At 65.6% G+C, this 24,069-nt stretch carries 20 protein-coding genes; 8 read left to right on the top strand and 12 right to left on the bottom strand.

Annotation, left to right across the window (positions count from 1 at the left end; translation table 11 throughout):
• Positions 1 to 26: 26 nt before the first annotated feature.
• Positions 27 to 1,673, bottom strand: a complete 1,647-nt coding sequence (locus P1IM2_RS14930) for a sulfatase-like hydrolase/transferase (RefSeq protein WP_062901830.1) — start codon at positions 1,671 to 1,673, stop codon at positions 27 to 29.
• Positions 1,674 to 1,692: 19 nt separating this feature from the next.
• Entirely contained in the window at positions 1,693 to 2,340 is a 648-nt protein-coding gene (locus tag P1IM2_RS14925) for a hypothetical protein (protein ID WP_062901829.1), read from the bottom strand.
• 122 nt (positions 2,341 to 2,462) lie between these two features.
• Here P1IM2_RS14925 and P1IM2_RS14920 point away from each other — a divergent pair, with 122 nt between their 5' ends.
• Complete coding sequence (locus tag P1IM2_RS14920; RefSeq protein ID WP_062901828.1) at positions 2,463 to 3,107, top strand: TetR/AcrR family transcriptional regulator; 645 nt, start codon at positions 2,463 to 2,465, stop codon at positions 3,105 to 3,107.
• A complete protein-coding gene (locus P1IM2_RS14915) occupies positions 3,104 to 4,042 on the top strand; it encodes a formylglycine-generating enzyme family protein (RefSeq protein ID WP_062901827.1) in 939 nt (312 codons plus the stop codon). The genes P1IM2_RS14920 and P1IM2_RS14915 overlap by 4 nt, the downstream gene beginning before the upstream one ends.
• On the opposite strand, the gene P1IM2_RS14910 is transcribed toward P1IM2_RS14915, so the two are convergent.
• From P1IM2_RS14910 to P1IM2_RS14900, 3 genes are all read right to left on the bottom strand, one after another.
• Positions 3,962 to 5,794 carry an arylsulfatase gene (locus tag P1IM2_RS14910; RefSeq protein WP_062901826.1) on the bottom strand — a complete coding sequence of 611 codons (1,833 nt, stop codon included), beginning with the start codon at positions 5,792 to 5,794 and terminating at the stop codon, positions 3,962 to 3,964. The two genes, P1IM2_RS14915 and P1IM2_RS14910, sit on opposite strands and share 81 nt — an antisense overlap.
• Positions 5,791 to 6,804, bottom strand: coding sequence for a glutathione S-transferase N-terminal domain-containing protein (locus P1IM2_RS14905; RefSeq protein WP_186402934.1), 1,014 nt, complete (start codon positions 6,802 to 6,804; stop codon positions 5,791 to 5,793). The genes P1IM2_RS14910 and P1IM2_RS14905 overlap by 4 nt, the downstream gene beginning before the upstream one ends.
• 268 nt (positions 6,805 to 7,072) lie before the next feature.
• Positions 7,073 to 8,005, bottom strand: a complete 933-nt coding sequence (locus tag P1IM2_RS14900; RefSeq protein WP_186402933.1) for a LysR family transcriptional regulator — start codon at positions 8,003 to 8,005, stop codon at positions 7,073 to 7,075.
• A gap of 112 nt (positions 8,006 to 8,117) precedes the next feature.
• On the opposite strand from P1IM2_RS14900, the gene P1IM2_RS14895 reads away from it, so the two are divergent.
• The gene (locus tag P1IM2_RS14895; RefSeq protein WP_062901823.1) at positions 8,118 to 8,669 is read left to right on the top strand and encodes a carboxymuconolactone decarboxylase family protein; all 552 of its coding nucleotides are present in this window, start codon (positions 8,118 to 8,120) and stop codon (positions 8,667 to 8,669) included.
• Positions 8,670 to 8,741: 72 nt separating this feature from the next.
• Positions 8,742 to 9,710, top strand: coding sequence for an alpha/beta fold hydrolase (locus P1IM2_RS14890; RefSeq protein WP_062901822.1), 969 nt, complete (start codon positions 8,742 to 8,744; stop codon positions 9,708 to 9,710).
• Positions 9,711 to 9,782: 72 nt separating this feature from the next.
• On the opposite strand, the gene P1IM2_RS14885 is transcribed toward P1IM2_RS14890, so the two are convergent.
• Entirely contained in the window at positions 9,783 to 10,340 is a 558-nt protein-coding gene (locus P1IM2_RS14885) for a pseudouridine synthase (protein WP_062901821.1), read from the bottom strand.
• A gap of 184 nt (positions 10,341 to 10,524) precedes the next feature.
• Positions 10,525 to 12,357: a translational GTPase TypA gene (gene typA / locus P1IM2_RS14880; RefSeq protein WP_003050854.1), complete on the bottom strand. Its 1,833-nt coding sequence runs from the start codon at positions 12,355 to 12,357 to the stop codon at positions 10,525 to 10,527.
• Between the two features lie 136 nt (positions 12,358 to 12,493).
• On the opposite strand from typA, the gene P1IM2_RS14875 reads away from it, so the two are divergent.
• A complete protein-coding gene (locus P1IM2_RS14875) occupies positions 12,494 to 14,251 on the top strand; it encodes a hypothetical protein (RefSeq protein WP_186402932.1) in 1,758 nt (585 codons plus the stop codon).
• Here P1IM2_RS14875 and P1IM2_RS14870 read toward each other — a convergent pair.
• A complete protein-coding gene (locus P1IM2_RS14870) occupies positions 14,241 to 14,972 on the bottom strand; it encodes a 5'-methylthioadenosine/S-adenosylhomocysteine nucleosidase (RefSeq protein WP_238929632.1) in 732 nt (243 codons plus the stop codon). The genes P1IM2_RS14875 and P1IM2_RS14870 overlap by 11 nt on opposite strands.
• A gap of 30 nt (positions 14,973 to 15,002) precedes the next feature.
• Here P1IM2_RS14870 and P1IM2_RS14865 point away from each other — a divergent pair, with 30 nt between their 5' ends.
• From P1IM2_RS14865 to P1IM2_RS14855, 3 genes are all read left to right on the top strand, one after another.
• A complete protein-coding gene (locus tag P1IM2_RS14865) occupies positions 15,003 to 15,962 on the top strand; it encodes a bile acid:sodium symporter family protein (RefSeq protein ID WP_062903121.1) in 960 nt (319 codons plus the stop codon).
• Positions 15,963 to 16,035: 73 nt separating this feature from the next.
• Complete coding sequence (locus P1IM2_RS14860; RefSeq protein WP_062901818.1) at positions 16,036 to 17,247, top strand: toxic anion resistance protein; 1,212 nt, start codon at positions 16,036 to 16,038, stop codon at positions 17,245 to 17,247.
• A 7-nt stretch (positions 17,248 to 17,254) separates the two neighbouring features.
• The gene (locus P1IM2_RS14855) at positions 17,255 to 17,980 is read left to right on the top strand and encodes a hypothetical protein (protein WP_234178506.1); all 726 of its coding nucleotides are present in this window, start codon (positions 17,255 to 17,257) and stop codon (positions 17,978 to 17,980) included.
• A 6-nt stretch (positions 17,981 to 17,986) separates the two neighbouring features.
• Here P1IM2_RS14855 and P1IM2_RS14850 read toward each other — a convergent pair whose 3' ends face one another.
• The 4 genes from P1IM2_RS14850 to P1IM2_RS14835 all read right to left on the bottom strand — a co-directional run bounded on the left by P1IM2_RS14850 (position 17,987) and on the right by P1IM2_RS14835 (position 24,049).
• Positions 17,987 to 19,669 carry a GGDEF domain-containing protein gene (locus P1IM2_RS14850; RefSeq protein ID WP_260834169.1) on the bottom strand — a complete coding sequence of 561 codons (1,683 nt, stop codon included), beginning with the start codon at positions 19,667 to 19,669 and terminating at the stop codon, positions 17,987 to 17,989.
• 352 nt (positions 19,670 to 20,021) lie between these two features.
• The gene (locus tag P1IM2_RS14845; protein WP_260834168.1) at positions 20,022 to 21,347 is read right to left on the bottom strand and encodes a mannitol dehydrogenase family protein; all 1,326 of its coding nucleotides are present in this window, start codon (positions 21,345 to 21,347) and stop codon (positions 20,022 to 20,024) included.
• On the bottom strand, positions 21,344 to 22,756 hold the full coding sequence (gene uxaC, locus P1IM2_RS14840; RefSeq protein ID WP_186402929.1) for a glucuronate isomerase: 1,413 nt from the start codon (positions 22,754 to 22,756) through the stop codon (positions 21,344 to 21,346). The genes P1IM2_RS14845 and uxaC overlap by 4 nt, the downstream gene beginning before the upstream one ends.
• Positions 22,757 to 22,762: 6 nt before the next feature.
• Entirely contained in the window at positions 22,763 to 24,049 is a 1,287-nt protein-coding gene (locus P1IM2_RS14835) for an MFS transporter (RefSeq protein WP_062901814.1), read from the bottom strand.
• Positions 24,050 to 24,069: the final 20 nt, after the last annotated feature.

Raw genomic sequence — 24,069 nt, 5'->3', positions numbered from 1 at the left:
CTTCCCTCCGGCGACGACCGAACCGGTCAGTTGGTCCAGTAGATATAATCCTGCCCGTCCTTCCACGGCGCGTTGAGCGGCACGTCGATCCGCACCGGCCCCTCGATCAGCCCCGGCCAGATCGGCTTGGCCATCCCCTTGTTCTGCGCCTCGATCATCGCACGAAGCTGTGCGACGCGCTGCGGCTCCTGCGCCGACACATCATGCTGTTCGGTCGGATCGATAGCGACATTATAGAGGCGAACCTTTTCGGGCCGCTTCGTTACCTGCAATTTCCAGTCGCCCGCGCGCACGACGCGATAGTCGCCCGAACGCCAGTACATCGCCTGGCGATGCGCCGGCCCGGCAAGGATATTCTGGCTGTCGACGATGCGATCGGTCGGCACCTTCGCCCCCGCCGCGGCGGCGATCGTCGAATATATGTCGATATGCCCGGTCACGTCGGCGCGGGTAGAACCCGGCGCGATATGGCCCGGCCAGCGCATGAAGAAAGGCGTGCGGATGCCGCCCTCGAAGAAGGTCGCCTTCCAGCCGCGATAGGGCGCGTTGAGGTGCGGGATGCCGGTGTACCAGGCCCCGCCATTGTCGCTGGTGAAGATGACAAGCGTATTGTCGTCGATCCCCGCCTGCTTGAGCTTCGCCATGACATCGCCGATGCGGCGGTCGAGCTGCGCGATCATCGCTCCGTAAACGCGCGTCTTGTGATCCTTGATCTGCGGCAGCCGGTCATATTCCTCGCGCGTTGCCTGCAACGGCGTGTGCGGCGCATTGAACGCCAGATACATGAAGAAGGGCCGGTTCTTGTTCGCCTCGATCGCCTTTTCGGCTTCGGCGGCGAAATAGTCGGTCATATGCCCCTGGGGATGAAAGCGCTTGCCGCCGTTGAAGGTGACGGCGTGGCGCAGATTGGCCCAGATGAAACGGTCGATCGGATCCCACGGCAGCTTGGCGTTGACCGTATCGGGATCGTCGTCGGGCAGGAATTTCGCGCCCCCCGCCAGAATCGCGAGGCTTTCGTCGAAACCCTGCGCATTGGGCTGCAAGCGCGGCGCTTCGCCCAGATGCCATTTGCCGATGTGGATGGTGTGATATCCCGCCGCCTTCACCGCTTCGGCAATGGTAATTTCGCTCGGCGGGACGCCCATGTCGGGATAGTCGGGAATATCGTCGGTGATCAGTTCCTTGTGGAATACCGCCTTCAGCGGGCCAAGGCCGCCGCCATGCGCCAGATTCTCGGCAAAGGCGGTCGGCACCGCGGTGAACTCGAAACCGAAGCGAGTCGGATAGCGGCCGGTCATCATCGCCGCGCGCGACGGCGAACAGGTGGCGTTCGCGGCATAGGCGGTGGTGAAGTTCAGCCCCTGACGTGCCAGCGCGTCGATGTTGGGCGTCTTGACGATCCCGCCCGCAACGCCGCCGCCGTTCAGGCTGATGTCGTTCCAGCCCAGATCGTCGGCGACGATCAGGATGATGTTGGGCGGGCGCTTGGTCCCCGGCGCGGTGACGGGGGCCGCACCCGGCCCCTGCTGCCAGACCACCGCGTGGTTCGGCTGCACCGGGTCGCGCCAATCCTGGATCATCCCGGGCAGACGATATTTATTCTCCTGAAAACCCCAATAGCCACCCGCGCCGATCAGCGCGACGACGCCCAATGCAATCCAGCGTTTCTTCATCGGTCCCCTCCGGCCCCCTCTAAGCCCATGTCAAAAGCGCGATATGCGCAAGCGCCGCAGCGAGCGCGAGCCCCAGCCCCACCGTGACCCGCGGGCTGGCATAAAAGGCGATCTGTCGCTGCGTCGGGAAAGAGAAGGTCGTCTCGATCCCCAGTGTCTTGTTCGGATGCACGGCGCGAAAGGCCGGATCGGCCGCCATGCGGATCAGATCGCGGCGGCTGCGGTATCGCATCGTGCCGACCAGCGACCAGCCGGGGTCGGCGGGTGTGTTCCACGCGTCGATATAGCCGCCGACCTTGGCGCCGACATAGAGCGGATGCCCGCCGCGCGCGATCAGCCCGCGCACGAAGGGGTCCGAATAGCGGCGCAGCCATTCGCTGCCCGCGCGCGTCTCGCCGCTGGCGGGATCGGTGACTTGGCCCGGCCGCGTGCGGACAAGATTGACCATGACGAATTCGCGTCCGTCGTCGTCCTCCAGAAAAGCGCGCAGGCGGGCGCTGTCGTTGCCCGTTTCCTCCATGCGATCGCCGAGCGTGCCCAGAAAGGCGTCGATCTCGGCGCGCGTCAGCGGGCGGCGGAACCCATCGTAGAACAGCAGGAAGGCGAGCCAGAGCAGCAACGCGCCCGCCCAAATCGCGCCGACAAGAAAAGCCTGCTCCCCCATCATTCCCCCGACTCTTCGGTTGCCCCGAAACTATTGGCACTATATGTGTCATTATATCGGGCGCGGCGCAAGATGCTTCGAAGCGGGCATTGACCACGGCGCCAAGCTGCGCCAGCGGGGAGGACATGACGACAACGGCGAAAGCGGAGGGCGAGGCAAAGGCGAATCCGGCGAGCGAGACGCCCCGGATCGATGGTCGGCGCGAACGCAGCCGGTCGAGCCACAAACGCATCGTCAAGGCGATGATGGAGCTGATCGCTGGCGGCGACCTGATGCCCAGCGCGGCGCGCGTCGCCGACGAAGCCGGGATCGGCATTCGCACCGTTTTCCGCCATTTCGACGATATGGATTCGCTCTATAGCGAGATTTCGGCGACGATCGCCGAACGGGTGATGCCGATCGTCACCGCCCCCTATCTCGACAACGACTGGCGTGCGAACATGCGCGATCTCGCCCGCCGCCGCGTCCGCGTGTTCGAAACGATGCTGCCGTTCCGGCTCGCGGCCAATATCAAGCGCTATCAGTCGCCCTTTCTGATGGCCGAATATGGCCGCGTCATCACGGTCGAGCGCGAACTGGTAATGCGCCTGCTGCCCGCGCCTGTCCTTGCGAACAAGGTGGCGGCGGAGGCGCTATGTGCCACCCTCTCCTTCCAGAACTGGCGCGCGTTGCGGCACGACCAGGGCCTGCCGGCCGAAGAAGCGGGGACCGTCACCGCGCATATGGTCGAAGCGCTGCTTGCCGCGCTTCCGCAAGGCGGCGATCGGTGAAGCGCAGCGCAGCGCTGATCGCTTTCGCCGCGCTGGGCGCCCTGGCCGCATGCGGCGCCAAAAAGACCGAACAGCATGCCGAAGCGCAGACCCCGACCTGCCCGCCGATGCCGGCGCGCGACTATGTCTGGATACCCGGCGCGACCTTCACCATGGGCGCCGACGCGACGCTGCCCGAAGAGGCACCGGCGCGCGAGGTTTCGGTCAAGGGTTTCTGGATGGCAACGCATGAGGTGACGAACGCCGAATTCGCCGAATTCGTGAAGGCGACCGGCTACAAGACGCTTGCCGAGAAAGACCCGCCGAAACTGCCCGGTGCGCCGCCCGACATGCTGATCCCCGGATCGGCGGTGTTTACAGCGCCGACTGACGGCAATCCCAACTGGTGGCGCTGGGTCGTCGGGGCCGAATGGCGGCATCCCGAAGGACCGAAGACCGGCATCGCCGGCCGCGATCGCGACCCGGTGGTCCAGGTCGGCTACGAGGACGCGCTCGCCTACGCGCACTGGAAGGGCAAGGCGCTGCCCGACGAGGCGCAATGGGAACTTGCCGCTGCAACCGGCGGCGCGCGGCGCGATGTTCCCGTCGATGCAAACGGCAAGCCGACCGCCAACTATTATCAGGGCGTGTTCCCGGTCCGCGACCTCGGCACCGACGGCTTCAAGAGCCGCGCGCCCGTCGCCTGCTTCCCCGCCGACAAGCACGGCGTCCACGACCTGATCGGCAATGTCTGGGAATGGACGGCAAGCGCGATCGACCCCGACCGCAATGTCATCAAGGGCGGCAGCTTTCTGTGCGCGGCGAATTATTGCGCGCGCTATCGCCCCGCCGCGCGCCAGTTTCAAGAACGCTCGCTAGGTACCGATCATGTTGGCATTCGCCTGATCGACACCGCGCGCCCGCCGCCGCCGGACGAAAAGCCACAAGAGGGCTGACAGCGCGACGATCGCCCCGCCGAGCACCAGTCCGGCCTGGATCGCCCGCTTGCGGCCCTGTTGCCGCCACGCATAAAGGTTGATCTGTTCGTCGGCGGTGTAACCCGCCGGCATTTCGAGCACCTGGTTGGTCTTGGCGAACGCCGCATAATCGGCCTTCATCGCCGCAAAGCGATCGGGCATCGCGGCGGCCAGATCGCGCGTCTCGCCGGGGTCGCTGGCGATGTCGAACAGTCGCCATTGACCGTCGCCCGTCGGCGGCAGATTGCGCACCAACTTGTAATCCCCCCGGAACAGCGCGGCATTGCCCGACAGTTCATAACCAATCGGCGCGTCGCCATGAACGCTGCCCGCGCCGCCTGCCAGCATCGGCACCAGACTGCGCCCCGCGATCGGCTCGACCGTCCGCCCGCTCCAGCTGCCGCCGTGACCCGGCACGCCGGCGAGGTCGGTCAGCGTCGGGACGATGTCGGTGACATGCGCGAGCCCCTTCGAGATCGCGCCCGCGCGCACCTGCGGATGGCCGGGCCAGGCGATTATCAGCGGTACGCGCAGCCCGCCCTCGGTCGCGCTGAACTTGTACCCCGATAGCGGCGCCGCAGCCGCGCTGGCCCAGCCCGGACCGATGGCGCTGAAGCTGTGGCGGCGGCCGATGTTGCCGATCGACGTGTTATATTGCATCCCCAGGAACAGCCGGTTGCGCAGCCGGTTATAGGGGTTGGTCGGTTCGGGGCCGTTGTCCGACAGAAAGACGAAGATCGTATTGTCGTAATCGCCCGTCGCCTTCAGATGCGCGACAAGGCGCCCGATCTCGCGGTCGGCGGCGGTCGCCATCCCGGCATAGGCCTGCATGACGCGGACCGCCGCCTTGCGTTCGTCGCTGTCCAGCTTTTGCCAGTCGGGGGTGGTCGCCATCGTCACCATCGGCGCGCCCGCGGGCATGATGCCGAGCGCCGCGGCGCGCTTGGCCCGTGCGGCGCGCAGCGCGGTCCAGCCTTCGCGATACATCGCCTGATAGCGCGCGATATCGCTGTCGGGCGCCTGCACCGGAATATGGTTTGCTAGGAAATTGACCGACGCGAAAAACGGCTTTCCGCTCGCGCGGTCGGAGTCGATATAATCGATCATCTTCTGGACGACGAAGCGCGACGAATAATAATCCTTGGGCAGCACCCCCGGCTTGCCATTGTCGGTCCAGTTCGCCTTGTCGTAGAGGCCCTTTATCGGCTCCTGATCGAAATTGTCGGCGCCCGCATCGGCCAGGCTGAAGGCGCGATCATAGCCGCGCGCTTCGGGAAGCCGCGTCGGATCGCTGCCCAGATGCCATTTGCCGGTCAGATAGGTGCGATAGCCCGCCGCCTTCAGCATTTCCGCGATCGTGACGACGCTGTGGTTCATCACCGTCTCGTACCCCGGCTTGCCGCGGTGCGCGTCGGGGATCGTCTCGGGCATATTGCCCAACCCGGCGCGGTGGTTCATCACCCCCGTCTGCAGCATCGCGCGCGTCGGTGAGCAGGAACCCGACACATGGAAATTGGAAAAGCGCATCCCGGCATGCGCCAGCGCGTCGATGTTCGGGGTCGCGAATTCGGCCCCGAAAGCGCCGACATCCGAAAAACCCCAGTCATCGGCCAGCAGGATGACGATATTGGGATGGCGCGGCGCTGCGGGCGCGGTCGGCACCGCGGTCTGCGCGGCCAGCGGCGCCGCGACCAGCGCAGCGGCGATCCCGGCGGCGAACGCGCGCCTCATGCCGACACCAGCGCGGGCAGGCAGCCAGTCCGCTCGAGCAGCGGATCGACCGCGGCGCGCGCCGCGTCGTTCAGCGCCGCGTAGCGCATGCGCAGGTCGGCAAGGCATTTCGCCTGATATTTGAACACCCCCTGGTCATAGCCATGCCCCATCGCCTCGAACCGTATCATCGCCTCCCCCTTTTCCAGTGCCGCCGCATTCGCCCGCAAGAAGGGCAGATAGACCGCGCCCGCCACCGCCAGCAGCGCATCGACCACGGGCGGCAGCCGCGCATCGGCCGCGTCCCATTCGCCGTCGATCCCCGACATGTCATCGATGTGCGAAAGCCAGCGATAGGCAAAGGGATAGTCGGTGCGCATCATCGCCTGCGCGGTCGGATCGACGCCGAACTGCGACAATTGGCCAAAGAGGCCGAATTCGGCGAGCGATGGCCGCGTGCCGAACAGGCAGTGCCGGTCCTGGACATGCGTCTCCAGCGCCGCGAGCACCGCGCGGGTCGACGCTTCGATCAGCGGGAAATTCGCCGGCGTGCAGCCGACGATCGCCAGGCGCCCCACCTGCCGCTCGCGAAAGCTCGCCGCAAAGCGCTCGCGCTGCTCCGCACCGCCGCCCTTGAACGCGTCGAAGGCCAGCCAGCGACTCATCTGAAGCTGGTCGACCTCGGCCAGCCAGCGATAGCCGAACATCGCCTTGGTCAGCCATTCGTCAGCGAAATCCTCGATCAGATGCGCCAGAAAGGCGCGCGCGGGATCGGGCGGCACCACCGAACGGCTGCCCGGATGGCGATCCTCGAGCAGATAGAGGAGCGGGGTCGAATCATTGTGCCAGCTATCGTCGGGAAAGCGCACCACCGGGATCACCGGCGCGCGGACATGCGCCAGCGCCCCGCCCTGCGTCGCGGCGCCATGCACCCAGATATGGGGCAAACGGCGATAGCGCATCGCCGCGCGAATCTTCATCGAATAGGGCGAACCCAGCGCACCATGGACTTCATAAGGCCGTTCGTTCACCCGTCCCTCCCCATGTTTTGACATATGCTATGCCAATATATCGGCGAGCGCAATGGGCGGCGTCCCGGACAGCCACACGGACAAATCAGGGGAGCGTGTGGGACGCGGCCCTGCATGGCGCCGGAAAGGGTGACGAGGGCCGCATATTCAGCGCGCACTCGAATTTCCTGCGTCAAAGGCATGAACTACCCTCAGTTGAGCGGTCCCTCGCATTCGCATAGCGGCGCTTTGCAGAAGAGAGCGTGAGGTACGCTGCCGCTCCCTCGGCTCAATCAGATTTGCCCGGCGGGTCAAGAACCCGGTCTATGCGCGCGAGCGCGCGTTCGAGGCGCGGAATGACGAAATCCATGAATGCGCGCAGCTTCAGCGGTTGCAGCGTCTGGGCGGCATGGACGAGATGGACGGGGATCGGCGGCGGGCTGAAGGTTTGGAGCACCGGCACCAAGGCGCCGTCACCGACGGCTTGCGACGCCTGATAGGATATGATTCGGGCAATCCCCAGTCCGTTGATGGCCCCGTCAATGACCGCGTCGGCGGTGTTGACCGAAAAACGCGGCCGGATCGTCACCGACAATGGATGCGTCCCGGCAAGGAATGGCCATTGGCGATAGGTCTGGAAACCTTCGAAAGCGATGCAGTCGTGGCGGACCAAATCCCCCGGCGCGCTCGGCGCCGGGTTATAGGAAAGATAGTGGGGGCTGGCGCAGATCAACCATCGCACCGTGCCCACCCGCCGCGCAATCAGGCTGCTGTCGGGCAGCTTTCCTATCCGCACCGCCACATCGACGTGATTTTCGACCAGGTCGACCAGCGTATCGGCCAGCACGAGTCGCACAGTGACCTCGGGATAGGCGGACAGGAAGTCATGGACGATCGGCGCGACGTGCAATTTGCCGAACATGATCGGTGCCGTGACCAGCAACTCCCCGCGCGGGGCCCGATATTCGCCCGAGGCAACGCGCTCCGCCTCGCCCAGATCTTCCAGAACGCGCCGCGCCGCCACGAGGAAAGCGGCGCCCTCCTCGGTCGGTATCAGTTTGCGGCTCGTGCGAACGACCAGGCGGGTGCCGAGCCGCGCCTCCAAATCCGATACCCGCCGGCTCACGGTCGCGAGCGGGATGCCGAGCGCACGCGAGGCCGCCGACAGGCTGCCCCCGTCGATGGCAGCGACAAGCGTCCGCATAGCCTCGAAACGATCCATTTTCCTTCCATATTACGGAAGGATGGTTTGCGCAATTGACCCATACTCTCGAAAATCAGGAGGACCTACTTCGCGGCCAGGCCAAATCCGGCCCAGACGAAAGGTCCACCTAATGTCCCTGATTCCCACCCCCGCCACTGTCGAAGCCGCCCCGGTCGCATCGCAGGCGATGCTCCAGGCCGTGCAGGCCCAACTCGGCAGTGTACCCAACCTGTTCCGGTTGGTGTCGACCAGCCCTGAGACGCTCGAAGGCTATGTCGGCCTGATGGGCGCGCTCGGCAAGGGAAGCCTGCCCGCCGCAACGCGCGAGCGTATCGCGCTGGCCATCGCAGAGATCAACGGCTGCAGCTATTGCCTGTCGGCGCACAGCTATCTCGGTCGCAATCTCGCCAAGCTCGACGATGCCGAAATGACCGCAAACCGGAGCGGGGCTTCGAATGATCCGGTTGCCGATGCCGCCGTTCGCTTCGCTGCAGCGCTCGCGCACAACCGCGGCCATGTCACCGAGGCCGAAGTCTTGGCGCTTCGCGAGGCCGGTTACACCAACGCGCAGGCGCTGGAAATCGTCCTGCACGTCGCGCTCAACAGCTTCACCAACTACGTCAACGAAGCCTTCGGCACCGAAATCGACTTCCCCGTGGTGCGCGCCCGAACCTCGGCCTGATCTTCAGGTAACGGGCTCCGCAACCCGGTATCCGGTCCGTGCCCTCCCTACATTCCATCAACAGGAATTCTCATGACCCAATCTTCCAAACTGATCCACGCGGCCGCGGTCGCGCTTTCTGCCGCAGCCCCGCTGGCCGCCGAGGCGGCACCAGCTGCTCCGGCCGCGACAGCCGCGTCCGCGCATCCCACCAGCTATCATTTTGCGACGGTCAACGGCCGCAAAATATTCTACCGCGAAGCCGGCGACCCGGCCGCGCCCACGATCCTGCTGCTTCACGGCTTTCCCAGCAGCAGCCAGATGTATCGCGACCTGATCCCGCAGCTGGCCGACAAATTTCACATCATCGCCCCCGACTATGTGGGCTTCGGCCAGTCCGACGCCCCATCCGCCGCAGAGTTCGATTATAATTTCGACAATCTCACCTCGCATGTCGCCGGTCTGATCGATCAGCTCGGGCTCCAATCCTATGTTCTCTATATGCAGGATTATGGCGGGCCGGTCGGCTTTCGCCTCTTCGCGCAGCGGCCAACGCATGTGAAAGGGTTCGTGATCCAGAACGCCAATGCCTATCTCGACGGCGTCGGCGACCCGGTGAAGCAGGCGCTGCTCCCCATCGGCCAACAGCGTGACGCTGCATCGGAAGCCGCGGCGCGCACGCTTCTCACGCTCGACACCACCAAGTTCCAGTATAGCTATGGCGCGAAAAACCCGGCGGCGATCAATCCCGACAATTGGGTGATCGACCAGGCGCTGCTCGACCGGCCGGGCAATGATGCCATCCAGCTCGACCTGTTCGAGGATTATCGGTCCAATGTCGCGTCCTATGACAAATGGCACGCGCTGTTCCGCCAATATCAGCCGAAGACGCTTATCCTGTGGGGCAAAAGCGATCCGATCTTCATCGCACCGGGGGCAGAGGCCTACAAGCGCGACTTGCCCGGCGCGCGCCTCGTCTGGCTCGACGCTGGCCATTTCGTGATCGACGAAAATGCGGCAACCATCGGCCGCGAAATCAAGGCGAGCTTCGCCGGCCGCTGAGCGGCAAGGCAGGCAAAGGGTTGATGTCGGGTGGGCGGCGCGCAGCCGTCCGCCCGGCATCTTCGGGCGCGATCAGGCGATCTCGCGCCACGTTCCGGGCGCCAAATCCCCAATCTCCCACCCCCCGATCCGCCACCGCACCAGCCGCAGCGTCGGATAGGCGACCGCGGCGGTCATGCGGCGGACCTGGCGGTTGCGCCCCTCTGTGATCGTCAGTTCGATCCAGCTATCGGGCACGCTTTTGCGATATCGCACCGGCGGATCGCGGTCCCATAGCTGGGGCGGGTCGATGCGGCGGACGGTCGCGGGGCGCGTCGGGCCGTCGTTCAGCGTGACGCCGCGGGCGAGCGCCGCCAGCGCGGCGTCGTCGGGCTCGCCCTCGACCTGCGCCAGATAGGTTTTGGGCATCTTGTGCTGCGGCGACGAAATCCGCGCCTGCAGCGCGCCGTCGTCGGTCAGGATCAACAAGCCCTCGCTGTCGCGGTCGAGCCGGCCGGCGGGGTAGACGCCGGGTACGTCGATATAGTCTGACAGCGTCGCGCGCGGGCCGTCGGCAGGCGCGGTCGTGCCCTTGTCGGTAAATTGCGACAACACGCCATACGGCTTGTTGAACAGGATCAGGCGGTTCACCGCGTCTTTCCTCGCATGGCCTCCCGCCTCCCTCTTCCTTCGTCACGCCGGACTTGATCCGGGGTCCATGACTTCAGCGCTGCGATGGATCCCGGGTCAAGCCCGGGATGACGAAGGCGAGGAAAAGACTGGGACAAGCCGTCAAAAAGAAAGAGGGCGACCATCGCTGGCCGCCCCCTTGATCTTACGCCGCTTCCTTCTTGCGGCTCGCCTTCTTCCGCTCATGCGGATCGAGGATCGCCTTGCGGATGCGGATGTTCGCGGGGGTCACTTCGACCATTTCGTCGTCGTCGATATAGGCGATCGCCTGTTCCAGCGTCATGCGGCGCGGCGGAGTCAGGCGGATCGCATCGTCCTTGCCCGTCGAACGGAAGTTCGTGAGCTGCTTCGACTTCATCGGGTTGACCTCAAGGTCGTCGGGCTTCGCATTCTCCCCGATTATCATCCCTTCATAGAGCGCCTCGCCGGGCGAGACGAACAGGATGCCGCGTTCTTCCAAGGGGCCGAGCGCATAGGCGACGGCTTCCCCCGCGCCATTCGAGATGAGGACGCCGTTCTTGCGGCCCTCGATCGCGCCTTTGTAGGGGCCATATTTTTCGAAGAGGCGGTTCATGATCCCGGTTCCGCGCGTGTCGGACAGGAATTCGCCGTGATAGCCGATCAGGCCGCGCGACGGGCCGCTGAAGCTGATGCGAGTCTTGCCGCCGCCTGACGGGCGCATGTCGGTCAGCTCGGCCTTGCGGATCTGCATCTTCTCGACAACCGTGCCGCTATGCTCGTCGTCGACGTCGATGACGACGGTTTCATAGGGCTCGGTGCGCTGGCCGTTCTCGTCGGTCTGGTACAGCACCTTGGGGCGGCTGATGCCGAGTTCGAAGCCTTCCCGGCGCATTGTTTCGATGAGCACGCCGAGCTGAAGCTCGCCGCGGCCCGCGACTTCGAAGCTGTCCTTGTCGGCGCTTTCGGTGATGCGGATCGCGACATTGGTTTCGGCTTCGCGGTACAGGCGGTCGCGGATCATGCGGCTCGTCACCTTGCTGCCTTCGCGGCCAGCCATCGGACTGTCGTTGACGGCGAAGCGCATCGACAGCGTCGGCGGGTCGATCGGCTGCGCGGCGATCGGCTCGCTGACGCTCGTGTCGGCGATCGTGTTCGCGACCGTCGCGTTGGTCAGGCCCGCGATCGCGACGATGTCGCCTGCGCGCGCTTCCTCGACCGGAACGCGGTCGAGCCCGCGGAACGCCAGCAGCTTCGACGCGCGGCCGGTTTCGATGACCTTGCCGTCCATGTCGAGCGCGTGGATCGGCTGGTTGACCTTGACCGTGCCCGACTGGACGCGGCCGGTCAGGATGCGGCCGATGAAATTGTCGCGGTCGAGCAGCGTCGCGAGGAAGGTGAAGGGCGCCTCTTCGTCGAGGCCGGGCGTCGGAACATGCGACACGATCGTCTTGAACAGCGGCTCGAGCGTGCCTTCGCGCGCGTCAGGGCTTTCCGAGGCATAGCCGCCGCGACCCGAGGCATAAAGGATCGGGAAATCAAGCTGTTCGTCATTGGCGTCGAGCGTCAGGAACAGTTCGAATACTTCGTCGAGCACTTCGGCTGCGCGCGCGTCGCTGCGGTCGATCTTGTTGACGACGACGATCGGCTTGAGGCCGAGCGCCAGCGCCTTGCCGGTGACGAACTTGGTCTGCGGCATCGGGCCTTCGGCGGCATCGACGAGCAGGATGACGCCATCGACCATGCTCAGGATCCGCTCGACCTCGCCGCCGAAGTCGGCGTGGCCCGGCGTGTCGACGATGTTGATGCGCGTCGCATCGGCGCCTTCGCCCCACTCGACCGAAGTACATTTGGCGAGAATCGTGATCCCGCGTTCCTTTTCCAGGTCGTTCGAATCCATCGCTCGTTCTTCGACACGCTGGTTGTCCCGAAATGTGCCCGACTGGCGGAAAAGCTGATCGACGAGGGTCGTCTTGCCATGGTCGACGTGTGCGATAATCGCAATATTGCGCAAAGACATGCGGTAGGAGCCTTGATGGAAGGGGGCAGCGCCTGGAGCGCCGCTAAACGCCGCGCCCCTAACAGAAGCGGTGCTGCGGCGCAACAAGAGAGGCGCGGGCGTCCGATTTGACACTGTGTTGCTCGAGCGATACACCATGGGCGTTCAGCTCAAGGAAATATCGATGCGCCTCTCCCTCGCTCGCGGTATCGTCGCCGCCGCCCTTTCCGCTGCCCTAGCTGCCACCCTCGCCGCCGTCACGCCTTCGAGCGCGGCCGAGCCCGATGCGGGCCTCGCGCTCACCTATCAGCCGGTCGTCGCAGCCGACGGCCGTTTCCGCGCGATCGAAGTGACGCTGCGCTTTCGCGGCGCCGCGAGCGGCGTCACCATCGTCGATCTGCCGGACGAATGGGGGGGCTTTGACAAGCTTTATAATTATCTGGGCGACATCCGCGCCGAGGGCGCGACGCTGGCCCCATCGTCCGACCCCGCCAAGATCGCGTTGCGGCACGCTCCCGGCGCCCCGATCGTCCTGCGCTACCTTGTGCGCGGTGCCAACCGGGCCGAGCAATTGCAGGACGGCGAAGTCGTCAATGACTATCGCCCGCTCATCCAGCCGACATGGTTCCACCTGATCGGCGACGCGGTGGTGGCGCGGCCAGAACATCTGGATGGCGATACCCCGGCAAGCTTTTCGGTCCGCGGGATGCCGGCGGGGACGCGCTTTGCGTCCGACCTCGAACATCCCGGGCTGACCGTCGATGGCCTGATCGAAAGCATCGCCGTCGGCGGCGATTTCCGCCTGATCGATGCAGGACATGGCGCACGGCTCGCAGTGCGCGGTAGCTTTGCAACACGCGACGATGCCGGCTGGACGCAAAGCTTCCGCCGCGTCGCCGCAGCCATGTCAGAATATTGGGGCAACGACGCCGGGCGCTACCTCGTCACCATCATTCCCTTCGCGCCGCCGGGACCCGGCGCAACCTCGATCGGCGGCACCGGACGCGGCGATGCGTTCGCCTTTTTTGCGACGACCAACGCGCTGCCCGAGATGCTCGACCGGCTGATGACGCATGAAATGGCGCATAGCTGGGTCAATGCCCGGATCGGCGGCTTTTCCGACACAGTGCCCGAAGCCGAGCAATTCTGGCTGTCGGAGGGCTTCACCGATTTCACCTCGTGGCGGGCGCTGGTCCGCGCCGGAGTGTGGACGCCCGAACAATATTTTGCGCAGTTCAACGACGCGCTGCGCGAATATGATGCCTCGCCGCTTCGCGCCGCGCCCAACAAGGAGGCGGCGCGGCTGTTCTGGACCGACGAGAAGGCGCAGCGGCTCGCCTATTTGCGCGGGATGCTTTTCGCGCACTGGGCTGACGACCGGCTGCGGCGCGCGCCAGGCGGATCGTCGATGCGCAACCTGCTGCTGGCGATGCAGGCAGCTGCTCCGGCAGCCCGCAGCGATGCTGTTACCCTGTTCAGTGCCGAGGCGCAGCGCCGCGACGCGGCGATCGGCGAAGGCATCGCCCGATTCATCGATCGCGGCGAACCGATTGCGCTGCCCGCCGACATGCTCGCCGCGTGCGGCACGTTGCGCCAATTCGAACGACTGGTGTTCGATCGCGGCTTCGATGTCGACGCGACGCTCGCGAACGACCGCATTATCGCTGGCGTCGCCCAGGACGGCCCGGCATGGCAGGCCGGGATGCGCGACGGCATGACGCTGATCGGCCGCAGCGGCGGGGAGATCGGCAACAGCCAGAGCGAAATCGCCTATGATGTCGACGATGGCGGCACGAAGCGCACGCTGCGCTATATGCCGCAGGGGCGAGCCCGCGAAACGGTGCGCGAATTCGCGCTCGACGATCTTTCGCCTCCCGCCGCGCGGCAGGCCTGCATCGGTGCGCTCAGCCGCTGACCCGCGCGACCAGACGCTCGATCGCCGCTCCCGCGATGCGCGCCGCGCGCACGAGATTGGCACGGAAGTCGCCCGCGCTGTCGCCGTTGGCGTCGTCGGTCACCGCCTTGATTGCGGCCCAGGGCTTGCCGAGCCGCATCGCCGCCTGCGCCACTGCGCCGACCTCCATATCGACCAGCGCGGCGCCCAGATCGCGCACCAGTCCGGCCGCGGCGTCGGGGCAGGCGACGAAGCTGTCGCCGCTTGCGATGCGCGCATGTGGCAGGTTCAGGCCGGGGTCGGGCATCGCGGCGAAATGCGCCTCGCCCGCTTCGCCGATCGGCCATTCGCCGGCCCGATAGCGGCGGAACAAACCGGGCTGGGCCGCGCCATAATCGTGCTGCACCGCCTCGGCGATCCAATAGGCGCCAGGTCCGGGGCCGAGCGAGCCGCAGGTGCCGCTCATCACCAGCAGATCGGCCGCGCCGCCGAGCATCCCGGCGCATAGCGCCGCGTTGACCTTTCCGAGACCGCAGGTGGCAATCGTTACGCCATGCTCATGCACTGACAGCGAACGAAGCGCAAAAGCGGCCGCTTCGGCGGCGCCTTGGCCGGGAAAAACGGCATCGGCCTCTTCGGGCAGCGCGGCGAGGATTAGGATGCGGGCCATCCGCGCGCCATAATCCTCTTTCGCGCCATGTCGAGTGTTGTCGCCGCCGCGACCGACGCGCGGACTTGCCAAGGCGCCGCCTTCCGGCCATCGCTCCGCCCCATGCTCGCGCGCCTGTTCCCCGACCGCTTTGTTCCCGTCCTCCTCGCCACCATCGTCGTCGCGAGCCTGCTGCCGGTGCGCGGAAGCGCGGTGCCGGTCGCGCAAGGGATTTCGACCGCGGCAATCGTGCTGCTCTTCTTCCTCAACGGCGTCCGCCTGCCGCGTCAAGAGGTACTGCACGGCATCCGCAATTGGAAATTGCAGGGCGGCACCTTCGCCTTCTGTTTCGGCGCGATGGCACTATTCGGGCTCGGCGCGCAGGCGTTGACGGCGCCGCTCCTGCCGCCGACACTGGCACTCGGCTTCCTCTTTCTCGGCATATTGCCTTCGACCGTCCAGTCGGCGACCGCCGCCAGTTCGATGGCGGGCGGCAATGTTGCCGCAAGTATTGTCGCGGCGGCGCTGCTCAATCTGGCCGGCGTGTTTCTGTCACCGCTCCTCTTTGCCGCACTCGCGGGCAAGGCGGGGGCGATCCACGGTGCCGCGGCGCTGCGCATCGTCGCAATCCTGCTGCTTCCCTTTCTGGCCGGACAAACGGCGCAGCGCTGGCTTCGCCCGCTGGTGCTACGGCACCGCGGCCTCGCGACGCTGATGGATCGCACCGCGATTGCGACAGCGGTTTATGTCGCCTTTTCCGCGGCCGTGGTTGGCGGCATCTGGACGCAGCTTGACGGGCGCGAGATCGCGATCGTGCTCGGCGTCGATGCGCTGCTGCTCGGTAGCGCCTTCGGCGGTGCCTGGCTGCTCGGCTGGCTGCTCGCGCTCCGCCGATCCGACCGGATCACCCTGCTGTTCTCGGGCGCGCAAAAGAGCCTCGCCGTCGGCGCGCCGCTCGCCGCGACGCTCTTTCCCTCGCCGATCGCCGGCATGGTGCTGCTGCCGATCCTCGTCTATCATATGGCGCAACTGATCCTCTCGGCATGGATCGCGCCGGCGCTGGCGCGCCACCAAGAGGTGTAGTGCTTGAATAACACAGGTCCGCATGTCATATAGGCAGGCGGCCCACTATCGACCTGGGGCTGGAAGGATTGTTATGAGCGAAGAGACCGCGACGGCGACCGCAACCGACGAACTGAAACTGACGCCGCCCGAACCCGTCCCCGCCGTCGCGCCCGAAAAGGCCGCCGGCCTTGTTCCGCTCTCGACCGAGCAGAAATCTAAGCTCGAGGAACGCGTCGACAGCTTCATCGACGATCTGGTGGCACAGGACGAAAATTCGCCCGAGTTCGGCAAGCGCATCGACCAGATCACCAATATGGGGCGCAAGGAAATGCTGGAGGCGGCGAATCATTCGAACCGCTTCCTCGACCGCCCGATCAAGGCGATGGATCGCGATACCGACATCGGCCAGAATCTGATCGAACTGCGTACCACGGTCGAACGTCTCGATCCCTCGGCGAACGGCAAGCTGCTGACCAAACGCGGCTTTCTGGACAAGATCCTGGGCAGCAAGATCAACAATTATTTCGCGCAATACCGCAGCGCCCAGACCCACATCGGCGGCATCCTGACCGCGCTTGCCAACGGCAAGGACGAGCTGCTGATGGACAATGCCGCCATCGACGTCGAGCGCCGCAAGATGTGGGAATCGATGGGCAAGCTCGAACAGATGATCCACATCGCGGGCACGCTCGATCAGCGGCTAGAGGCGAAAGCGGCCGAACTCGACGGCAGCGATCCCGCCAAGGCAAAGGTCATCCGCGAAAATGCCCTGTTCTATGCGCGGCAACGCACGCAGGATCTGCTGACCCAGATGGCGGTGACGGTACAGGGATATCTCGCCCTCGATCTCGTCAAAAAGAATAATGTCGAGCTGGTGAAGGGCGTCGATCGCGCCTCGACCACCACCGTCGGCGCGCTCAAGACCGCGATCACCGTCGCACAGGCGATGACGAACCAGAAGCTCGTGCTCGAACAGATTACCGCGCTCAACACGACCACCGCCAACATCATCGATGGCACTTCGAAGATGCTGAAGGACAATACGGCGCGCATCCACGAACAGGCGGCGTCGAGCACGATCCCGATGGAGACGCTCAGCCGCGCTTTCCAGAATATCTACGACACGATGGACGCGATCGATACCTTCAAGCTCAAGGCGCTCGACACGATGAAGACGACCGTGACCTCGCTCGAGGGCGAGGTCGCCAAGTCAAAGGGCTATATCGCGCGCGCCGAAGGCGCGAGCCAGGCGCAGGCAAGCGTCGGCGGCGCCGAGAGCCCGCTGGCGGCGATCGAGGGCTAGGATGAGCATGAGCGAGGTCGACAAGATTAGCGCGCTCGGCAACGCCGCGATCGAACGCTCGCGCGAACGGCGGCGACCGATCGGCACCAAGAGCGTCGCGCTGCGCCGCCAGCATCTCTACAAGAAGCTCGGTCGCGTCCTTGTTGCAGGCGGGATCGTGCTGATCGGCGCGGCGCTGTTCGGCGCGCTCATCAAGCCGCTCGGCTTCACGGGCCTGCTCGCGCTCACGGTGCTGTTGATCGGTGTCGCTGTGCTGTTCGGCAAATGGCCGCCCTTTCCCGAACCGCGCCAGACCGATCTGCCCAAGGCCGACCTTAAGCAGCTCGCCGGCCGCACCGAAATCTGGCTCGAGGCGCAGCGTCCGGCGCTTCCCGCCCCGGCACGCCAGCTCGTCGACGGGATCGGCGTCCAGCTCGACCTGCTCGCCCCGCAGCTCCAGACGCTCGACGCCGCGACGCCGGCGGCAGCTAATATCCGTAAGCTGGTCGGCGAGGATCTGCCCGAACTCGTCGCGGGCTATCAGCGTATCCCCGCGGGGCTGCGCGGCGAAGCGCATGCGGGACGTACGCCCGACGAAACGCTGCTTGGCGGGCTCAAGATGCTCGAACGCGAGATCGGCGACGCGGCGCGCAGCCTGGCGGCTGGCGAGATCGACAAGCTGGCGACGCGCGAACGCTATCTCCAGCTCAAATATCAGGGTCTCGAAGCCGACGACACGCCGGGCGCGGCCTGATCCGCCTCAGGCGGGATAGGCTACTCCGCGATCGTCGGCGCCGGGTTCCCCGTCGCCGCGCGGCGGCACACGCTGGACATTGATCCGGTTCCGGCCGGCGCGTTTCGCATCGTAGAGCGCCTCGTCGGCGATCCGATAGAGATATTGAAAATCGGGGGCCGGCCGCACTTCGGCGACGCCGACGCTGGCGGTCACCGGCCGGTCGCCCATCGTGTCGCTATGATCGCACAGCGCGATTTCGCGGCGGATGCTCTCGGCAAAGCGATCGAGCATGATGCCTTCCATCCCGATGGTCAGCAGGCCGAACTCCTCGCCGCCCAGCCGCGCGACGCTGCACATCGTCCCTTCCCACCGGGCGATGCGTTCGGCGATGCGGCAAAGGACCGCATCGCCGGCTTCATGGCCGTAGATATCGTTGATCGACTTGAAGCGATCGACATCGACGAGCAGCAGCGCCGCCGGCAGCGCCCCTTCGCGCGCCTGATCGAGCAGCGGGGTGACGGCATCGACGAAGCCCCGCCGGTTGAGCAATCCGGTGAGCGGATCGCGGCGCGCAAGCTCGTTCGCCTGCGCCTCGGCCGCCAGCGCATCGTCGCGTTCGATGCGCAGATGCGCGAGCCGCCGCGTCGATGCCGCCGACAGCCACAGCGCCTGCCAGGTTGCGGCGACCAGCACCGCCAGTTTCGACCCCCCGCCCCAGAATCCGTCCTCGACATCGACCAGATGAATGATCGCGAGCGTCGCCATCGGCAGACACCAGGCGAGCGCGAAATCGCGCGCCTCGACCGATCCCTTGCGCCAGCTCCAGCCGATGCACAGCGCGACCGCGACCAGATCGACGAGGACCGCGATGCCCAGCAGATTGCCGAGCATCTGCAGATTGCCGGTGCGAATCAACGCCAGCGGCACGCCAGCGATGGCGATCGCCAGCCCCAGCGCGAGGGTTCCCCGGCGCAAAGCCCGCGGAAGATGCCGGGCGTCGATCGCGGTCACCGCGCTGGCGGTCGCGACGCCGATGGCAAGGCAGGCGAGCAAGGTCGATGCCTGCGCCGAGACCGTTCCCGCCATGGCGGGAAAGATCACCAGATGAATCTGCGACCAGAAGGCGCCCCAGACGATCATTACGCCCGACCATGCCGCCTGCCACAGCAGATATTGGCGGCGCACCGCGACCGCGAGCGACAGGCTATAGATGCCGCTGACGAGCAGCAGGGTGAGCGAGGCGCCGACGAGCGCCGCCATCCCCTCCGCCTGCAGGCTCGCATTTTCCTTGGGGATGAGGCGCGCGCGCAGCAGGCTGTGGTCGGCGAGGCGGTCGAAGCGCATGGTCACCGCGGTCAGCGGCGCGCCGCGGGCCGGGGCCTCGAACAATATCTGGCCGCCGACGCGCCAGTGCGCGCCATAATCGCCGCGGCGCACTGTCTGCCAGCGCGTTTGTCCGTCGGCATAGGTGAACCCCACCGCAACCCGGTCGAAGCGCGAGAAATGCACCATCAGTGCGGCGCCGTTGCGATCCTCGGAACGATTGCCGACATCGGCCCGCAACCACAGGCTGCCGTCGCGATACCCCGTCGGCTCGCCGCTGCAGGAAAAGCGCAGCGCGGACAGCGCGTCGTCGGGTGCGGCCAGCGGTCCGACCGAGTGGCAGAGCGGCGCATTGATGTGCAGCGGCGTCGCCGCAGCGGGCACGGCCCAAAGCGCGGCAGCAAGCCACAGCAAAACAAGCGTCCAAGACGCCCGTCTCCGTCCGCGATTTTCCTCCGCCCCGATCATGCGATTCCCTTTAGACCCCAATATCTTGGGAAAGCGTAACCGCCCAGCCCCGATCACGCTGTGGCCGCAATCACTGGCGCGGCCGGTTGGCGGCAAGGGAGGCGCCCAGCCTCGGCTTCTCGCGCTCGGGTTCTTCAGGCGTTCGCTCCCTCAATCCACGGGGAGATTGCCGCAATGCGAGGCGTCCTCGAGATCGTGCGATGGCTAGGCTATCAATATCCTATGGGTGATGAAGCCCGGGCGCGTCAGAACAAGGAAACGGGCAGGCCTAGCCGCGCCGGGCCAGACCATATTGCATCAGGCCTTCGGGTCCGAACAAGCGGTTGCGCGCGTCGGGCTGCGCCGCCGCTGCGCGCAGCGCGTCCGCCCTCGGATCGTCGATCGGCCAGCGACCATCGTTCAGAAACGCGATCCACGCATCGATGGCGTATTCGATCGACGGGCAGGTGCCGCCGCGCCTTTGATGCCAGGCCCGCGTTTCGAGCCAGCGCTGCGGGATCTTCTGGCTGCCGTCCATTGCGATCTGGATCAGGCGATGATCGAGCGCCGGGTTGGCGAAGCGATCGAGCAGCGCATCGGCATAAGCATTAAGGTCTTGCCCCGGCGCGGCGTCGATGGTCGGTGCGGCCTCCTCGCGCATCAGCCGTTCGACGAGCGGCCGGATAGCGGGATCGGCGACCGCCCGATGGACATGCTCATGCCCCGCCAGCAGTCCGATATAGGCCAGCGCCGAATGCGCGCCGTTGAGCATGCGCAGCTTCGCGGTCTCATAGGGCGCGACGTCGGCAACGAATTCCGCCCCGACCGTATCCCATCGCGGACGCGGGCCAGCGAAATCATCCTCGATCACCCACTGGCTGAATGCTTCGGTGACCACCGCACCTTCATCGCGCACGCCCAGCACCGCCTCGACAGCCGCACGGTCGGCATCGGTCGTCGCGGGCACGATGCGATCGATCATCGTCGCGGGGCATCGGCACGTCGCATCGAACCATAGGGCCACGTCTGGATGGTCGGTGGCGAGATATTGGCGCATCAGCGCGCGCAGCACTGCGCCATTATTCGCCAGATTGTCGCAGCTGAGCAACGTCAGGCCGGGCAATCCCGCCGCCTTGCGCGCCGCCAGCGCCGCCCCGACGAAGCGATAGAAGCTCGATGGCCCCTTTGCCGCGTCAAGATTGAGCTGGCCATCGGCGGTGCGCAGATAGCCCTTCTCGGTCACGGTGAAGCTGATGATATGCGTTGTCGGAGCAGCGAGGACGTCGATGACGGCCTGCGGTTCCTGCGCCGCGACGAGCACGCGCTGAACCGCCCCGATCAATCGAATTTCAGGTCCGGCAGCGGTCCGGCTGCTCACCGTATAAAGCCCGTCCTGCGGGCCAAGCTGTGCCGCGACATCGCCCGAACGCAGCGACACGCCAACGATGCCCCAGTCGCGATCGCCCGCGCCCATCGCATCGTCGGTATAAACCGCCTGATGCGCGCGGTGAAAGGCACCGATACCGAAATGGACGATCCCTGCCGCTTGCCGGCGACGGTCGTAAGCGGGCGCGCGCACGGCTGCCGGCAGCGCGGTTTGCGCCGACAGCCTCACAGCCGGTACGCGGCCTTGGCGAGATTGTAGCTGAGGTCGACCGCCAGCTCGGCCGCCTCCCATTCCTCCATGCAATGCTCGGCAACCAGCGCAGCGAGGAAGCCGCAATCGATGCGCCGCGCGACATCGTGGCGCGCCGGGATCGAGAGAAAGGCGCGGGTGTCGTCGTTGAAACCGACGCCGTTGTAAAAGCCCGCCGTCTCGGTGGTCTGGGCGCGAAAGCGGCGCATGCCCTCGGGGCTGTCGTGAAACCACCAGGCGGGGCCAAGCTTCAGCGCCGGATAATGGCCCGCCAGCGGCGCAAGCTCGCGCGCATAACTGCTTTCGTCGAGCGTGAAGAGGATGATCGTCAGCCCCGCTTCATTGCCATAACGGGCGAGCAGCGGCCGCAGCGCCCGGACATAGTCGGTGCGCGTCGGAATATCGGCGCCCTTGTCGCGGCCATAATGCGTGAACAGCCACGAATTGTGGTTGCGCAGCGCGCCGGGATGGATCTGCATGACAAGGCCGTCGTCGCGGCTCATCCCCGCCATCACCGTCAACATATGCGCTCGGAACAGCTCGGCGTCGGTGGCGCTGACGTCGGCGCGTGTAACGCGCACGAACAGCGCCTCGGCCTCCGCGTCCGACAGATCGGCGGTTGCCGCGGTCGGATGCCCATGGTCGGTCGAGGTCGCGCCCATGCCCGCGAAGAAGGCCCGGCGGTTGCGATGCGCGGCAAGATAGCCGGCATAGCTGAAAGCGTCTTCGCCCGATATATCAGAGAAGCGCGCGAGATTGTCGCGGAACCCTTCATATTCGGGATCGACGACCGGATCGGGGCGATAGGCGGTGATGACGCGCCCGCCCCACTCGCCGCGCACATTGGCGTCCTTGATGACCCGATGATGATCGAGCGTGTCGAGCGGACTTTCGGTCGTCGCGATCACTTCGATTCGGTAGCGATCGAAAAGCGCGCGCGGCCGGAACGCATCGGTCGCAAGCGCCTCGGTGATCCGGTCATAATATAGGTCCGACGTTTCGGACGAGAATTGCACGTCGAAGCCGAAGGCTTCGGCGAAAACCCAGTCCATCCACATCCGCGAGGGGGTGCCGCGAAAGAGATGGTAATTTTGCGCGAACAGCCGCCAGCTTTCGCGCGGATCGGCGTCCGGATTGCCGATACCGAGCGCATCGAGCGCGATGCCCTGCGAATAGAGCATCCGGAACACATAATGATCGGGATGCAGCAGAAGTTCGGCGGCATTGCCGAACGGCGCATTGCCGGCGAACCATGACGGATCGGTATGCCCGTGCGGGCTGATGATCGGCAGGTCGGCGACCTCGGCATAAAGGCGGCGCGCGATGGCGCGCGGAACCGGGTCCGACGGAAAGAGCCGGTCGGGATGGAGGGAGAGCGGCCGCGTCATCGGCGTCTAGACCTCGACGCGATCGAGCCGCGGCGACAGCAGATGCACCGCGAGTAGCGCAATGAAATAGGCGCTGGCGCAGATGCCGAACAATATCTGATAATTATTGTTCGTCGTCTCGAGGATGTAGCCGGTGAACAACGCCATGCTCATCCCCCCGATCGCGCCGACCGTGCCGCCGATCCCGACCACCGACCCCACTGCGCCGCGCGGAAATATGTCCGACGGCAACGTATAGAGATTGGCGGAAAAGGCCTGATGCGCGGCTGTCGCGAGACCGATGATCAGGACCGCGGTCCACACGCTGTCGATATCTTGGGCGAAATAGACGGGCACGACGCAGCAGGCACACACGAACATCGTGAACTTGCGCGCGAAATTGGGGGTGCGCCCCGCCTTGATCAGCCGCGAGGACATCCAGCCGCCCGCGATGCTGCCGAAGTCGGAGATGAGATAGATGGCGGCGAGCGGCAGACCGAAGGTCTTGAGGTCCATGTCGTAGCGTTCGAACAGATAGCCCGGCAGCCAGAAAAGAAAGAACCACCAGATCGGGTCGATGAAGAATTTGCCGAGCGCATAGGACCATGTCTCGCGAATACCGAGCAGGCGGCCCCAACCGATCGGCGTCACCGGGTCGGCCGGGTCTTGTTGAATCCAGGCGCGCTCGCCTTCCGACAGCTTCGGATGCTCGTCGGGATGGCGATAGATCAGCCACCACGCGATCAGCCACAGCACCCCGAACAGGCCGGTGACATAAAAGGCCACGCGCCAGTCGAACATCAGGACGAGGAAGGGAACGAGCAGCGGCGTAACGATGGCGCCGACATTGGCCCCGGCGTTGAACAGCCCGATCGCAAAGGCGCGTTCCTTTTGCGGGAACCAGTCGGTGACGGCCCGGATACCCGCCGGAAAGTTCCCCGATTCGCCGATGCCCAGCCCGAACCGCGCGAGCGCGAATTGCGTCACGCTCGACGCCAGACCATGCGCCATATGGCTGATCGTCCAGATGATGATCGCGACGGTGTAGCCGATGCGGGCGCCAACCATGTCGACGATGCGGCCGAAGCCGATGTAGCCGACGGCATAGGCGACCTGAAACCAGAAGACGATGTTCGCGAAGTCGCCTTCGGTCCATCCCATTTCCTGTTGCAGCGTCGGCTTGAGAACACCGATCATCTGCCGATCGACATAGTTGATGGCAGTGGCAAGAAACAGCAGGCCGACGATCACCCAACGATAGCGTCCGACATTGGGCTGCGGCGGCGCGCCTCCCTCTGCGATTGCCTGTGCCATTTCTCTCTCCCTTTTCCTGC

This window comes from Sphingopyxis sp. P1IMeth2 (assembly GCF_900185685.1).
Classification (GTDB): domain Bacteria; phylum Pseudomonadota; class Alphaproteobacteria; order Sphingomonadales; family Sphingomonadaceae; genus Sphingopyxis; species Sphingopyxis terrae_A.
Note: the sequence above shows the minus strand (reverse complement) of the source record. Positions and strands in the feature narration are given on the sequence as shown.

What these genes read in the sequence shown, in the direction of transcription:
- P1IM2_RS14895 (WP_062901823.1), top strand. Translation starts at nt 8,118, where the DNA reads ATGTCCCTGATTCCCACCCCCGCCACTGTCGAAGCCGCCCCGGTCGCA.
- P1IM2_RS14865 (WP_062903121.1), top strand. Translation starts at nt 15,003, where the DNA reads ATGCTCGCGCGCCTGTTCCCCGACCGCTTTGTTCCCGTCCTCCTCGCC.
- P1IM2_RS14835 (WP_062901814.1), bottom strand. Translation starts at nt 24,049, where the DNA reads ATGGCACAGGCAATCGCAGAGGGAGGCGCGCCGCCGCAGCCCAATGTC.
- P1IM2_RS14890 (WP_062901822.1), top strand. Translation starts at nt 8,742, where the DNA reads ATGACCCAATCTTCCAAACTGATCCACGCGGCCGCGGTCGCGCTTTCT.
- P1IM2_RS14855 (WP_234178506.1), top strand. Translation starts at nt 17,255, where the DNA reads ATGAGCGAGGTCGACAAGATTAGCGCGCTCGGCAACGCCGCGATCGAA.
- P1IM2_RS14860 (WP_062901818.1), top strand. Translation starts at nt 16,036, where the DNA reads ATGAGCGAAGAGACCGCGACGGCGACCGCAACCGACGAACTGAAACTG.
- P1IM2_RS14900 (WP_186402933.1), bottom strand. Translation starts at nt 8,005, where the DNA reads ATGGATCGTTTCGAGGCTATGCGGACGCTTGTCGCTGCCATCGACGGG.
- uxaC (WP_186402929.1), bottom strand. Translation starts at nt 22,756, where the DNA reads ATGACGCGGCCGCTCTCCCTCCATCCCGACCGGCTCTTTCCGTCGGAC.
- P1IM2_RS14910 (WP_062901826.1), bottom strand. Translation starts at nt 5,794, where the DNA reads ATGAGGCGCGCGTTCGCCGCCGGGATCGCCGCTGCGCTGGTCGCGGCG.
- P1IM2_RS14920 (WP_062901828.1), top strand. Translation starts at nt 2,463, where the DNA reads ATGACGACAACGGCGAAAGCGGAGGGCGAGGCAAAGGCGAATCCGGCG.
- P1IM2_RS14925 (WP_062901829.1), bottom strand. Translation starts at nt 2,340, where the DNA reads ATGATGGGGGAGCAGGCTTTTCTTGTCGGCGCGATTTGGGCGGGCGCG.
- P1IM2_RS14875 (WP_186402932.1), top strand. Translation starts at nt 12,494, where the DNA reads ATGGGCGTTCAGCTCAAGGAAATATCGATGCGCCTCTCCCTCGCTCGC.
- typA (WP_003050854.1), bottom strand. Translation starts at nt 12,357, where the DNA reads ATGTCTTTGCGCAATATTGCGATTATCGCACACGTCGACCATGGCAAG.
- P1IM2_RS14930 (WP_062901830.1), bottom strand. Translation starts at nt 1,673, where the DNA reads ATGAAGAAACGCTGGATTGCATTGGGCGTCGTCGCGCTGATCGGCGCG.